The organism is Pseudomonas sp. FBCC-B1667, from assembly GCF_059133255.1.
Map to the genome: position 1 here is coordinate 6,677,845 of NZ_CP101437.1, position 13,587 is coordinate 6,691,431.

13 protein-coding genes are annotated in these 13,587 nt (G+C 60.5%); 8 read left to right on the plus strand and 5 right to left on the minus strand.

Annotated elements, in window-relative coordinates; all coding sequences use genetic code 11:
- The first annotated feature begins 64 nt into the window (after positions 1-64).
- From NL116_RS30850 to NL116_RS30860, 3 genes are read left to right on the plus strand one after another with little or no spacing between them, the layout of a single operon-like run.
- Positions 65-1,873: a sensor histidine kinase gene (locus NL116_RS30850; RefSeq protein WP_494375335.1), complete on the plus strand. Its 1,809-nt coding sequence runs from the start codon at positions 65-67 to the stop codon at positions 1,871-1,873.
- Complete coding sequence (locus NL116_RS30855) at positions 1,870-3,261, plus strand: sigma-54-dependent transcriptional regulator (RefSeq protein WP_494375336.1); 1,392 nt, start codon at positions 1,870-1,872, stop codon at positions 3,259-3,261. Before NL116_RS30850 ends, NL116_RS30855 begins: the two co-directional genes overlap by 4 nt.
- A 40-nt stretch (positions 3,262-3,301) precedes the next feature.
- Complete coding sequence (locus NL116_RS30860) at positions 3,302-3,757, plus strand: thioesterase domain-containing protein (RefSeq protein WP_494375337.1); 456 nt, start codon at positions 3,302-3,304, stop codon at positions 3,755-3,757.
- A 161-nt stretch (positions 3,758-3,918) separates the two neighbouring features.
- Here the strand turns inward: NL116_RS30860 and cysQ are convergent, their stop codons facing one another.
- Both cysQ and nudE read right to left on the minus strand, forming a co-directional pair.
- Positions 3,919-4,752: a 3'(2'),5'-bisphosphate nucleotidase CysQ gene (cysQ, locus tag NL116_RS30865; RefSeq protein ID WP_494375338.1), complete on the minus strand. Its 834-nt coding sequence runs from the start codon at positions 4,750-4,752 to the stop codon at positions 3,919-3,921.
- Positions 4,749-5,315: an ADP compounds hydrolase NudE gene (gene nudE, locus NL116_RS30870; protein WP_494375339.1), complete on the minus strand. Its 567-nt coding sequence runs from the start codon at positions 5,313-5,315 to the stop codon at positions 4,749-4,751. Before nudE ends, cysQ begins: the two co-directional genes overlap by 4 nt.
- Before the next feature lie 89 nt (positions 5,316-5,404).
- Here nudE and yrfG point away from each other — a divergent pair, with 89 nt between their 5' ends.
- On the plus strand, positions 5,405-6,067 hold the full coding sequence (gene yrfG / locus NL116_RS30875) for a GMP/IMP nucleotidase (protein WP_494375340.1): 663 nt from the start codon (positions 5,405-5,407) through the stop codon (positions 6,065-6,067).
- A gap of 99 nt (positions 6,068-6,166) precedes the next feature.
- Here yrfG and lysM read toward each other — a convergent pair whose 3' ends face one another.
- Positions 6,167-6,607 (minus strand): peptidoglycan-binding protein LysM, encoded by a 441-nt coding sequence (gene lysM / locus NL116_RS30880; protein WP_494375341.1) that lies wholly within the window; start codon positions 6,605-6,607, stop codon positions 6,167-6,169.
- A 136-nt stretch (positions 6,608-6,743) separates the two neighbouring features.
- Here lysM and NL116_RS30885 point away from each other — a divergent pair, with 136 nt between their 5' ends.
- The 4 genes from NL116_RS30885 (at position 6,744) to NL116_RS30900 (ending at position 11,740) form a co-directional block, all read left to right on the plus strand.
- Positions 6,744-7,631: a LysR family transcriptional regulator gene (locus NL116_RS30885; RefSeq protein ID WP_494375342.1), complete on the plus strand. Its 888-nt coding sequence runs from the start codon at positions 6,744-6,746 to the stop codon at positions 7,629-7,631.
- 92 nt (positions 7,632-7,723) lie between these two features.
- Positions 7,724-8,563 carry a formate dehydrogenase accessory sulfurtransferase FdhD gene (gene fdhD / locus NL116_RS30890; protein WP_494375343.1) on the plus strand — a complete coding sequence of 280 codons (840 nt, stop codon included), beginning with the start codon at positions 7,724-7,726 and terminating at the stop codon, positions 8,561-8,563.
- The gene (locus NL116_RS30895) at positions 8,560-10,908 is read left to right on the plus strand and encodes an FdhF/YdeP family oxidoreductase (RefSeq protein ID WP_494375344.1); all 2,349 of its coding nucleotides are present in this window, start codon (positions 8,560-8,562) and stop codon (positions 10,906-10,908) included. The genes fdhD and NL116_RS30895 overlap by 4 nt, the downstream gene beginning before the upstream one ends.
- 337 nt (positions 10,909-11,245) lie before the next feature.
- Positions 11,246-11,740 carry a glycine zipper domain-containing protein gene (locus NL116_RS30900; protein ID WP_494375345.1) on the plus strand — a complete coding sequence of 165 codons (495 nt, stop codon included), beginning with the start codon at positions 11,246-11,248 and terminating at the stop codon, positions 11,738-11,740.
- An 83-nt stretch (positions 11,741-11,823) separates the two neighbouring features.
- Here the strand turns inward: NL116_RS30900 and NL116_RS30905 are convergent, their stop codons facing one another.
- Both NL116_RS30905 and NL116_RS30910 read right to left on the minus strand, forming a co-directional pair.
- Positions 11,824-12,243, minus strand: coding sequence for an acyl-CoA thioesterase (locus tag NL116_RS30905; protein ID WP_494375346.1), 420 nt, complete (start codon positions 12,241-12,243; stop codon positions 11,824-11,826).
- Positions 12,244-12,273: 30 nt separating this feature from the next.
- Entirely contained in the window at positions 12,274-13,500 is a 1,227-nt protein-coding gene (locus NL116_RS30910; RefSeq protein WP_494375347.1) for a 3-hydroxyacyl-CoA dehydrogenase, read from the minus strand.
- Positions 13,501-13,587 lie beyond the last annotated feature (87 nt).

The window sequence follows — 13,587 nt, forward strand, 5'->3', positions numbered from 1 at the left end:
GCGCGAGTGTCTTGCCGGACAAGCCTAGGCATAATGCGCCTGTCCCCTCAGGCGCCCGATGCTCATGACTCCGACCCTTCCTCGCAGACCCCGCTGGCGCAGCCTCGCCCTGCTAGCGGTGTGCCTGGCGCCGCTGCTGTGGCCGCTGGAACACTTGGCGGAGCGCTATTACCGCAGCGAACTGGCCGGGCAGAACCGTCAGACGCTCGACCTGTACGTCGCCAACCTGCTGGGCACATTGCATCGTTATGAAGTCTTGCCGCAGATCCTCGGCGACTTGCCGGCCCTGCGAGCCGTACTCGGTGCGCCTGACGATAGCGTCACCCAGGGCAATGCCAACCGCTTGCTGAAAAACATCAGCACCCAAACGGGTGCCGAAGTCATGTACTTGATGGACACGCGTGGCAAGACACTGGCGGCGTCCAATTGGGACAAGCACGACAGCTTCGTCGGGCGTAATTTTTCCTTCAGGCCCTATTTCAGCGAAGCCATGGCCGGGCGGCCGGGACGGTTTTTCGGCCTGGGCACGACCTCGGCCAAACGCGGTTACTTCTTCGCCGGCGCGGTACGCGACGGCGAAAAAGTCATCGGCGTGCTGGTGGTCAAGGTCGACCTGGACCACACCGAAAGCCTATGGGGCAAAACCCCGGAACAACTTCTGCTGACCGATCAAAACGGCGTGGTCATCCTGACATCGCGACCGGAGTGGCGCTTTCGCTCGACCCGCCCGTTGAGCGATGAAGAAAACAAGGCCATTACCGCGATCCAACCGTATCCGACCCGCGATCCGAAGCCGTTGAAACTCAATCCCAACGCCTGGCTGACGCAGACCCAGCAGATCGCAGAAACCGGATGGAATGTCAGCATCCTCGCCCCGCGCACCCTGATCGATCGCCCCGTGCGCACAGTGGTTGCCATCGGGGGCGCAACGCTGCTGGTGGTGATGTTGCTGCTCGGGCTGATGATGCAGCGCCGCCGCCATTACCTCGAACGAATCGCCTTCGAAGCCAAGGCCCGACGTGAACTCGAAGGCCGGGTCGCCGAACGCACCAGCGACCTCGAAGGCCTCAACCGCCGCCTGAAACAGGAAGTGCTGGAGCGCGAGCATGCCCAGCAGGAACTGGTGCGCGCCCAGGATGATTTGGTCCAGGCCGGCAAATTGTCGGCACTCGGCACCATGTCGGCGAGCATCAGCCACGAACTCAATCAACCGCTGGCGGCGATTCGCAGCTATGCGGAAAACGCCGAGGTGCTGCTCGATCATCAGCGCACCGACGATGCGCGCGGCAACCTCAAATTGATCAGCGAATTGACCGGGCGCATGGCCTCGATCATCGCTCACCTGCGCGCCTTCGCCCGCCGTGATCGGCACGCGCCGGAAAGCGTGGCCCTGCAACCGGCGCTGGATGACGCGCTGGCGTTACTGGCCAAGCGCCGACGCAGCATGGAAGTCGAATTGATTCGCGACCTGCCCGCCGCCACGCTGTGGGTCGAGGCCGGGGAAACCCGTCTGCGTCAGGTGCTCGGTAACCTGTTGGCCAACGCCCTCGATGCGCTGACCGAAAAAGGTCCGCCGCGTAAACTCTGGTTGAGTGCCCAATCCACCGCGGACAGCGTCACTTTGTACATTCGCGACAACGGTCCCGGCTTTTGCATGGAAGCCTTGGGGCGTGCGAGCGAGCCCTTCTACACCACCAAGACCCGCACACAAGGGCTGGGGTTGGGGCTGGCGATTTGCGAAACCCTGATGCGTGCCTTCGGTGGTGAACTGTCGTTCGCCAACCACAAGGAAGGTGGCGCCCTGATTACCCTGAAGCTGCGCGCTGGCGCACCGGGCGTGAGCCTGCAACCGTCCGAGGACCGAAGTGCATGACCATCGACAATCGCATTCAGGTCGTATTGATCGACGACGATCCCCATCTGCGTCAAGCCTTGAGCCAGACGCTGGATCTGGCTGGCCTGAAAATCCTGCCGCTGGCCGAAGCCAAAGGCCTGGCCGCGCAACTGGAGCGCGACTGGCCGGGCGTGGTGGTCAGCGACATTCGGATGCCGGGCATGGACGGTCTCGAGTTGTTGACCGAACTGCACGCTCAGGACCCGGAGCTGCCGGTGCTGCTGATCACCGGCCACGGCGATGTGCCGCTGGCAGTCCAAGCCATGCGCGCCGGGGCTTATGACTTCCTCGAAAAACCGTTCGCCAGCGACGCCCTGCTCGACAGCGTGCGCCGCGCACTGGCCTTGCGCCGATTGGTGCTGGATAACCGCAGCTTGCGTCTGGCCCTGAGTGATCGCAACGAACTGAGCACCCGACTGGTCGGGCAATCGGCGCCGATGCTGCGCCTGCGCGAGCAGATCGGCGCACTGGCCGCGACCAAGGCTGACGTGTTGATCCTCGGTGAAACCGGCGCGGGCAAAGAAGTCGTGGCCCGTGCACTGCATGATTTGTCGAACCGTCGTAACGGTCCGTTCGTGGCGATCAACGCTGGCGCACTGGCCGAGTCGGTGGTGGAAAGCGAGTTGTTCGGCCATGAGCCGGGGGCGTTCACTGGCGCGCAAAAACGTCGCATCGGCAAGTTCGAATTCGCCAACGGCGGCACACTGTTCCTCGATGAAATTGAAAGCATGAGCCTGGATGTGCAGGTGAAATTGCTGCGTTTGCTGCAAGAGCGTGTCGTCGAGCGCTTGGGTGGCAATCAGTTGATCCCGCTGGACATTCGCATCATCGCCGCGACCAAGGAGGACCTGCGCCAGTCCGCCGATCAAGGGCGCTTCCGCGCTGACTTGTATTACCGCCTGAACGTCGCGCCGCTGCGCATTCCACCACTGCGCGAGCGCGGCGAAGACGCGTTGATGTTGTTCCAGCATTTCGCCGACGAAGCCAGCGCCCGCCACGGTTTACCGCCCCATGAATTGCAACCGGGGCAACGCGCCCTGTTGCTGCGCCACACTTGGCCCGGGAACGTTCGTGAACTGCAGAACGCAGCCGAACGCTTTGCCCTGGGCCTTGAACTGGCGCTGGACAACACGGCGTCTGAGGGGGGAACCGGCATGCCGGTTGAAGGGGTTAGCGTCGGTTTGAGCGAGCAAGTGGAAAACTTCGAAAAAAACCTGATCGCCGCCGAACTGGCGCGCGCTCACAGCTCTGTGCGCAGCCTCGCCGAAGCGCTGGGCATCCCGCGCAAAACCCTGCATGACAAGCTGCGCAAACATGGACTGAACTTCTCGGGTGGCGCCAGCGGGACGAGCGACGATATCGATTGAGCGACCGTTAAATCATCACTTTCAAACAAGAGGCCTGTGCATGAACCGCGACAGTCGTCACCTGGAATCGATTCTCCATCACGACATCCCCCTGACGCAGGCGATGGGCGTCAAAGTGCTCGACTGGCACGACCGGCAACTGCGCTTGTCCTTGCCGCTGGAAGCCAACGTCAACCACAAAAGCACCATGTTCGGCGGCAGCCTGTATTGCGGCGCGGTGCTGGCGGGTTGGGGCTGGTTGCATCTGCGCTTGCGAGAAGAAGGAATTGAAGACGGGCACATCGTGATTCACGAAGGGCAGATCACCTATCCACTGCCGGTAACCATGGACGCGACAGCGATTTGCCAGGCGCCAAGTGCGGCGATGTGGAACAAGTTTCTGGCGATGTATCACCGTTATGGGCGAGCGCGGTTGACGCTGCATTCCAGGATCGTGAATGTCGACAGCGATGAGGACGCGGTGCGGTTCACCGGGCAGTACGTCCTGCATCGCTAAGTCAGGGGCCAGCACAAAACCTGTGGGAGCGAGCTTGCTCGCGATAGCGGTCTATCAGTCAACATCATCGGTGAATGTTCAACCGTCATCGCGAGCAAGCTCGCTCCCACAGGGGTTTTGCATAGTTGGCAGATTGCTGGGCAGAGCCCCTCTAACCGCGGTCAGGAACGGGCCAGTTCCAGCAGTTTTTCGCGCCACGCCGCCTTCGCCGGCAACGCCAAAAAGGATGTATTCAACAACGATTCCCGCGCCGGATAGCAAAACGGCGCACCGCTCAGGTCCAGCACCTCGCCGCCCGCGCCTTCCAGCACGCCTTGCGCCGCTGCCGTGTCCCACTGCGAAGTCGGCGCCAGACGTGGATAACAATCCGCCGCCCCTTCCGCCAACAAGCAAAACTTCAGCGAACTGCCGATGTTGGCCAATTGCAACTCACCCAGGCTGTCGCTCAACCCGGCCAGCAAACGTTCCTGCTCCGGGCTCGAATGTCGACGACTGGCAACTACGGTAAACGCCTCTCCCGCCGCAGGCACTTCACGGACCTGGATCGGTAATGGCGAGCTGCAATTGTCGCCACGCCAGGCGCCCAAACCGGCACCACCGACGTAGAACCGCCCGTTGGTTGGCATCGACACCACACCAAACACCACCCGACCTTGCTCGATCAGCGCGATATTGACGGTGAATTCTTCGCTGCCGGAAATGAATTCCTTGGTACCGTCCAACGGGTCTACCAACCACCAACGCTGCCAGCTGGCGCGCACGCTTTGCGGGATGTCGGCGTCTTCTTCGGACAGCACCGGGATGCTGGGGTCCAGCGCAGTCAACCCGGCCAGAATCAAATGGTGAGCCGTCAGATCGGCCGCCGTCACCGGAGAATCGTCCGCCTTGGCCGTCACGGCTGTGCCGATGCGCCAAAAAGGCAATATCGCTTCGCCCGCCTTCAAGGCCAGTTCAACCACAGGAGCCATCAACGGATGGGGGAAATTCAGATTCATGGCAAAAACACCCCACGTTGGGTCAGTAAGTCACGGGCCAGGTACAGTGCCGCCAGGGCACGCCCCTCAGTGAAACGCGGGTTCTGCGCCAGCGCAGACAGTTCGCGTAAATTGATCTTTTCCACGCCCATTGGCTCGGGCTCGTCGCCCTCAAGGCTTTCCTCATAAAGATCGGTGGCCAGTACCACCTGAATCTTCTGACTCATGTAGCCCGGCGACAACGACAACTCGGTCAGGTGCTCCAGTTGCCGCGCGCCATACCCGGCCTCTTCCTTGAGCTCACGCTCGGCCGCCGCCAGCACGTCTTCACCCGGCTCGATCAGGCCCTTGGGCAAGGACAGTTCATATTCATCGGTGCCGCCGCAGTATTCCTCGACCAACACCGCGTGATCGGCATCGAGCATGGCCACGATCATCACCGCGCCGTAGCCCGCGCCTTTGCCAACCAAACGCTCGTAGGTACGCTCCACGCCATTGGAAAAGCGCAGTTTCAGCTCTTCGACACAGAACAGACGGCTGGTGGCGACGATCTCGCGGGCGAGTACGGTGGGTTTCTGGCGCATGAAAAGCTCCTGGGCGTGAACGCGTTACTATACCCGGCCTATCCTGATTGTTGACCTCGGATATCTCTTTTACCGCTGGAGAAGTTTTTATGTCCCTGCTGCCCTGGCGCGACATCGACACCGTTCTGCTGGATATGGACGGCACGCTGCTGGACCTGCATTACGACAACCATTTCTGGATGGAGCACTTGCCACAGCGTTACGCCGAGTTGCACGGGGTGAGCCGGGCCATGGCCGAGATGGAATTGCAGCCGCTATTCGAACGCAATGCCGGCCAGTTGCAGTGGTACTGCCTGGATTTCTGGAGCGCCGAATTGAAACTGCCGGTGCGCGAACTGAAACTGGAAACCGCGCACCTGATCGCCTTGCGCCCGGATGCGGATACGTTTCTGGCGGCGATCAAACAAGCGGGCAAGCGGGTGGTGATGATCACCAACGCGCACCGCGATTCGCTGTCATTGAAGCTGGAAAGGATTGAGCTGGCACCGTATTTCGAGCGTTTGATCAGCTCGCATGACTACGGTTTTCCCAAGGAAAATCCGCAGTTCTGGGAAGCGTTGCAGGCAGACATCGACTTTGACCCGGCGCGCAGTCTGTTTATCGACGATACGTTGCCGATTCTGCGCAGCGCGCGCCAATTTGGCGTAGCGCATCTGTTGGCGGTGAGTGAGCCGGACAGTCGCAAAGGGCCCAAGGACACGGCGGAGTTTGCGGCGGTGGGGGATTATCGGGAGCTTATTGCAGGGCTTTAGACTTTATGGCCTGCATCGCGGGCAAGCCACGCTCCCACAGCAGATACAAACACTGTGGGAGCGTGGCTGCCCGCGATGGCCATCACACGGTCTTTAGGATTACTCAGGAATCCGCAAGGTTTGCCCCGGATAGATCTTGTTCACATCCTTGAGCATCGGTTTGTTGGCCTCAAAGATTTTCTGATACTTGTTGGCGTCATGGTAAACGCGTAACGAAATCGCACTTAAGGTATCGCCCTTTTCAACAACGACGAATCGCGCGGCCAAAGTCACCGGCCCGGTCACGGTGATCTGGTCATCCACACGGCCCACACCGGCAATATTGCCCACCGCCAGCAGAATCTTTTCCTTCTCTTCCTGACTGCCGACTTCCCCGGTCACGGTCACTTTGTCGCCATCCACCGTGGCTTGCACATTCGGGTTACCCAGGCCGACCTTGCTGATGTGTTCCTTTAACTGTGCGCTGGCATTGGCGTTGCCGGGTGTCAGCAAATCGAGCAGTTTTTCGCCCGCTTCTTTCACAAAGCTCAACAGACTCATGGTGCACGCTCCTTGGGTTTCAGGTTCCAGACGCAAAAGACTAGACCAAGCGCGTCATCTCCGGTCCAAACCCGACCAATGACGTTGATCTGGCGCAAGCGCTAGAATCCCCTCCTCACCGCGCCCTGGAGCGAAGATGGACATCAAGCAGCTGAAATTCCTCGTCGCCCTCGACGAAACCCGGCACTTCGGCCAGGCCGCCGCGCGCTGTCACATCACCCAGCCGACCCTGTCCATGCGCCTGCGCAGCCTCGAAGAAGAGCTCGATCTGCCGCTGGTCAATCGCGGTCAGCGCTTTGAAGGGTTCACGGCGCCGGGTGAACGGGTGCTGGCGTGGGCACGCACGGTGCTGGCAGCCTACGATGGCTTGCAGGCCGAAGCCGCGGCGTGTCGCGGTAATCTGGTCGGTACATTGCGACTGGGCGTGGTGCCGTTGTCGAGTTTCGATCCCCTGCCGCTGATGCAACGTTTGCACGCCGAGCACCCGAACCTGCGTTTCGAACTTTCGGCATTGAGCTCTGAGCAGATCCTCGAACAACTGGCAAACAACCGTCTCGACCTCGGCGTGTCCTATCTGGAACGCCTGGACGGCGAGCGTTTCGATTCACTGGCCTTCAGCGAAACCCGCATGGGCTTGCTCTACGATCATCGCTTCTTCAGTTTCGGCGAAGCGCCGCTCACCTGGGAATCGCTGATCGAGTTGCCCTTGGGCATGCTCACCAGCGGCATGCACTTTCGTCAGTCCATCGATCACAACTTCCACAGTCGCGGTTTGACGCCCCAACCCCTGCTGCAAACCGACGCCGTCCATCAATTGTTACAAGCAGTGCACGGCGGACTCTGCTGTGCGGTGATGCCTTTAGACAGCGGCCTGGAAAACCTCACCGATCATTTGCGCCTGCAACCCATCGAAAAAGCCCAGACCCTCGCCCGACTGGGGCTGATCATGCGCCGCAGCGCGCCACGTTCGGCCTTGGCGGAAGCGTGTTTTGCGATCTATCAGAAATCACCAACAGACTCTTGATCGACGTCATCTATCGGCAGATCAGTAATAGCGATTAGACGCGACCTATTGACGCGCCTAGGCTTAAGCCTGACCAATCCGTCGGTGATGCCATGAACGCCAAGCGCCCTTCCTGCGCGGCGCCAGCCCTTGAAACGCCCGCGCCAGACGCAAGCCAGACCTACAGCTATAGCGACCTTCAATACACCGAATCAGCCAGCACCGCGCTCGCCGAGGAAGTGGCGCTGGCGATTGCCTACAACGGTATCAGCCAGGCGGTGATGCTGGTGACGCCGACTGACCTTGAAGACTTCATTGTCGGGTTCAGCCTGGGCAGCGGCATCATTGAAGACGCCGCCGACATTTATGACCTGCAACTCAGCGGCTCGGGGTCGGCGCAGTACGCGCAAGTGACCATCGCCAATCGCGCCTTCTGGAACCTCAAGCAGCAGCGTCGGCAACTGGCCGGCACCAGCGGTTGCGGACTGTGTGGTGTTGAGGCAGTTGAACAGGCATTGCCCGACCTCAAGGTGTTGCCGGGCGCGCCACTGCCGCCCGCCGAATGGCTCGAGGGCCTGCGCCAGCGCATCGGCGCATTCCAGCCGCTCGGTCAGCACTGCGGCGCGGTACACGCGGCCGTGTTCATGAACGGTCAGGGCGAGTTGCTGCTGGGCCGCGAAGACATCGGCCGCCATAACGCCCTCGACAAGCTGATTGGCGGGCTGATCCGCCAGAAGATCCCGATCACCGGCGGCCTGGCGATTGTCACCAGCCGTTGCAGCCTCGAATTGATCCAGAAAGTGTTGCGCGCCGGTATTCAGACCCTGGTCAGCCTGTCGTCACCCACGGGCCTTGCCGTGCAATGGGCCCGTCGTCACAACCTCAACCTCATCCATCTGCCCCAGAAGAATGCGCCACGGGTTTACAGCCCGGCTTTGGAGAATCAAGCGTGAGTCAACACCGTCAAGCCGACCAGACACCTGTTCCTCGTTACAAGCCTTACAAAGGTCCGGCCGGTGGTTGGGGCGCACTGGCCAGCGTTGCCCGGGCCTGGTTGACCAGTGACAACGCGCTGAAAAACCTGCGCATGATGCTCAAGACCAACAAGAACGGTGGCTTCGACTGCCCGGGTTGCGCTTGGGGCGATTCCAAGGAAGCCGGCATGGTGGCGTTCTGCGAGAACGGCGCCAAAGCGGTGAACTGGGAAGCGACCAAACGCCGTGTCGATGGTGCGTTTTTCGCCAGGCACAGCGTCAGCTCGTTGCTCGAGCAAAGTGATTACTGGCTCGAGTACCAAGGCCGTTTGACCGAGCCAATGTGCTACGACGCCGAAACCGATCGCTACAAGCCGATCAGCTGGGAAGCCGCGTTCGCCTTGATCGCCAAGCATTTGCAGGGCCTGTCGAGCCCGAACCAGGCGGAATTCTATACCTCGGGCCGCGCCAGCAACGAAGCGGCGTACCTCTATCAACTGTTCGTGCGCGCCTATGGCACCAACAACTTCCCCGACTGCTCGAACATGTGCCACGAGGCCAGCGGTGTGGCGTTGGCGCAGAGCGTTGGCGTCGGCAAAGGCACCGTGACCTTCGACGACTTCGAACATGCGGATGCGATTTTCGTCTGGGGCCAGAACCCCGGCACCAACCACCCACGGATGCTCGAACCGCTGCGCGAGGCGGTGAAACGCGGTGCGCAGGTGGTGTGCATCAACCCGTTGAAAGAGCGTGGCCTGGAACGCTTCCAGCACCCGCAACACCCCATCGAAATGCTCACCAACGGCGACAAACCGACCAACACCGCGTATTTCCGCCCGGCATTGGGCGGCGACATGGCGATCATGCGCGGCATGGCGAAGTTCCTGCTGCAATGGGAACGCGATGCGCAAAAGGCCGGTGAGCCTGCGGTGTTCGACCACGACTTCCTCAATGAACACAGCGCCAACGTGCTGGAATATCTGGCCGCCGTCGACGATACGCCGTGGGAGCAGATCGTCGAACAGTCCGGCCTGCCCCTGGTGGAAATCGAGCAAGCGGCGCGCATGTACGCCAAGGCCAAGAACGTGATCATGTGCTGGGCGATGGGCATCACCCAACACCGCCATTCGGTGGCAACCATTCAGGAAATCGCCAACCTGATGCTGCTGCGCGGCAACATCGGCCGGCCGGGTGCCGGTCTGTGTCCGGTGCGTGGCCACAGTAACGTGCAGGGCGACCGGACGATGGGCATCAACGAGCGTCCGCCGGTGGCGTTCCTCGATTCGCTGGAACGACGCTTCCAGTTGAAGGTGCCACGTGACAATGGCCACAACGTCGTCGAAGCGATCCATGCCATGGCCGACGGTCGCTCCAAAGTCTTCATCGGCCTGGGCGGCAACTTCGCCCAAGCCACGCCGGACAGCTCGCGCACCTTCCAGGCGTTGAGCAATTGTGACCTGACCGTACAGATCAGCACCAAGCTCAACCGCAGTCATTTGGCCCACGGTAAAGATGCGCTGATCCTGCCGTGCCTTGGCCGCACCGACATCGATATCCAGACCGAAGGCCCGCAAGCGGTGACCGTGGAAGACTCGTTCAGCATGGTCCACGCCTCCAACGGCCAGTTGCAGGCGCTGTCGAGCCAGATGCGCTCGGAGCCCTCAATCATTGCCGGCATCGCCGCCGCCACGTTGGGCAGCAAACCGGTGGACTGGAACTGGCTGGTGGCCGATTACGACCGCATCCGCGACCTGATTGCCGACACGATCCCGGGCTTCCGGGACTTCAATGAGAAGGTCAAGAATCCGGGCGGTTTCTACCTCGGCAACAGTGCCGGTGCCCGTAAGTGGAACACCGCGTCGGGGCGTGCCAACTTCCGGCCGAACGTGCTGCCCAAAGACCTCGTGCATGAACGGACCCGCGCGACGGGCGTGTTGCCGGATCTGATCATGCAGTCGATGCGCTCCCACGATCAGTACAACACCACTATTTATGGTCTTGATGACCGTTACCGCGGGGTGAAAGGTCAGCGCGATGTGTTGTTTGTGAACGAAGCCGACATCATTCGCCTGGGTTTCAAACCGGGGCAGAAGGCCGACATTGTTTCGATCTGGGATGACGGGCGTGAGCGTCGCGTAAAGGGCTTCACGCTGTTGGCGTTTGATATTCCGGCGGGGCAAGCAGCGGCTTACTATCCAGAGGTGAATCCGTTGGTGCCGCTGGAAAGCATCGGGGATGGCAGCCATACACCAACGTCCAAGTTTGTGGCGATCCGGTTGGAAATGGCGAGTGAGACCGGGTTGATATTGGCCAAGTCGGCTTAATGCTGCGTCTGAACTGGCCGCTTCGCGAGCAGGCTCGCTCCCACAGGGATTTTGTGTTCAACATAGATCCATTGCAGGAGTGAACCTGCTCGCGATGGCGATAGTTGTTCTGGCGAATTTGTCGGATCAAACACTTTCCAATCGCCCACAAAAAAGGCCGTTTCTATAAAGAAACGGCCCGTCCGAAGTAACTAAAGACCGACGAAAAATACTTAAGTTCCATCTATAAAACAGTAACTTATAGAAATGTGCTGAAGTCGTGTTACTCGTCGGATTTCGATTGTCACCACTCTGACACAGCCTCAGGATCGCGTCGTCATCCCCTTGAGGTTCCTCCATGAAGTTCTCCTCGATTCTCTTGTTGTCCCTTGGCTTGTTCAGTGGCCTTGCTTCTGCTGGCGGCACCACCGAAGCAGGTGTGGGCGGCGCATTGGGCGGGGTTCTTGGCTCGGTCGTCGGTCAATCGCTGGGCGGCAATACAGGTTCCACCATCGGCGCGGCCCTGGGCGGCGCGGGTGGTAGCGCAGTCGGCGCAAACAAACACAGCCGTGGCGAAGCCGCCATCGGTGGTGCGCTCGGCGCAGCAGGCGGTAACGTGGTCGGCCGCAGCATGGGCGGCACCACCGGCAGCCTGATCGGCTCCGCAGCAGGCGGCGGCGCCGGCGGCGCGCTGGGCAACTACATGGGCAACAAATACGATAACGAAGGCGATAACGACAACGATCGTCGCTACCGTGGTGGGCATGGTGATCGTGGCTACTACCGTGACGGCCATCCAGGTCGCGGCCATGCCTATGGGCATCGCAAGCATCACCGGTATTACCGCGACTGAAGCTTCCATCGCCTCGCTGGCCGACTTAGTTGACCGGCGCCTAAAAATCGCAGCCCAAGGGCTGCGATTTTTTTTTGCCGGGTTTACACCACCAGGCGCTCCAGCGACTCACGCAATCCGGCCGGAATCGATACGGGCTGATTCGAAGCACGATCAACAAACACATGCACGAAGCGCCCGGCCGCGCAGGCCTCTTCTTCCCCTTGCTTGAACACCGCCAACTCGTATTGCACTGAACTGTTGCCAAGCTTGCCGACCCGCAGGCCGATCTCGATCCGGTCTGGAAAGGCGATGGACGCAAAGTAATCGCACGCCGAACTCACGACAAAACCCACCACCTCGCCGTCATGGATATCCAGGCCACCGACTTCGATCAGGTAAGTGTTTACCGCCGTGTCGAAGAAGCTGTAATAGGTGACGTTGTTGACGTGACCGTAGGCGTCGTTGTCGTGCCAGCGCGTGGTGATGGGCTGGAAGTGTGGGTAGTCGGTGCGTTGGTTCATGCGCAACTCTCGTCTGGAAGTGGCTGAAGTCTACCGGTCCGCAAAGCCTTTACCCACCGCTGCCAGCTCACCGATCAAGCGCGCCGGCTTCCAGTGGTCGCCCTGCCGGGTTTCCAGCGCCATCAAGCGCTGGTGGATGTCTGCCAGGCCTTGCTGATCTGCCCAAGCCATTGGTCCGCCCTTCGCCGCCGGGAAACCGTAACCGTTGAGGTACACCAGATCGATATCGTGCGCTGACTGCGCAATGCCTTCCTGAAGGATTTTCGCCCCTTCGTTGACCAGTGCCAGCAAGCAACGCTCAAGAATCTCCTCAGCGCTGATCTCACGACGCTGGAAACCCAATTCTTCGCTGACCTGCAGCACCAGCGCATCGACTTCCACATCGTGCACTGCCTGACGGCTGCCCGGCTCGTAGTGGTAATAACCGTTGCCGCTCTTCTGACCGAAACGCCCGAGTTCACAGAGCCGATTATCCACTTGAACCTGCGGCGCATCCTGACCTGTGCCCGCCAGTTCCCGAGCGCGCCACCCTAGGTCGACGCCGACTACGTCGTACATGCGGAACGGCCCCATGGCAAAACCGAAACCTTGCAGCGCCGCATCCACTTGATACGGATAAGCACCCTCCAGCAGCATCTTGCGCGCTTCGAGCACGTAGGTATTGAGCATGCGGTTTCCGATGAAACCATCGCAATTGCCCGCCACCACGCTGACCTTGCCCATGCGTTTGCCCAGCGCCAATGCCGCATCAAGCACCGTCGGCGCCGTCCGGGCGCCACGGACGACTTCCAGTAGTTTCATGATGTGGGCCGGGCTGAAGAAGTGCAGGCCCAGCACCTGCTGTGGCCGACGCGTCACCGCGGCAATAGCGTCGATATCCAGCGCCGACGTATTGCTCGCCAGAATCGCTTCGGGTTTGAGCAGACCGTCCAGTTCGCGGAAGATTTTCTGCTTCAGTTCGAGGTTTTCGTACACCGCTTCGATGACCAGATCGACCTCGCGGATCGCTGCGTAATCTGCTGCTGCGGTCACTCTCGCAATACGCGTGTCTGCCTCCGCCTGATCGATACGTCCTTGTCGCACATTGTGAGCATTGGTTTCGGCCACCGTGGCCAGCGCTTGTTCAAGCATCTGCGGATTGTTATCCACCCACTGCACCGGCACCCCGGCATTGGCCAGACACATGACAATGCCACGGCCCATGGTGCCTGCACCGATGACGGCGGCGCGCTGAATGTTGAATGGCGTCTGGCTCATGATTTGCTCTCTTGTTGGCGATCCAAAGACAGCCTCCACCATAGTCAGCCATCGCGGTTTTTTGAAATTTATTCCTGTGATGAGCAA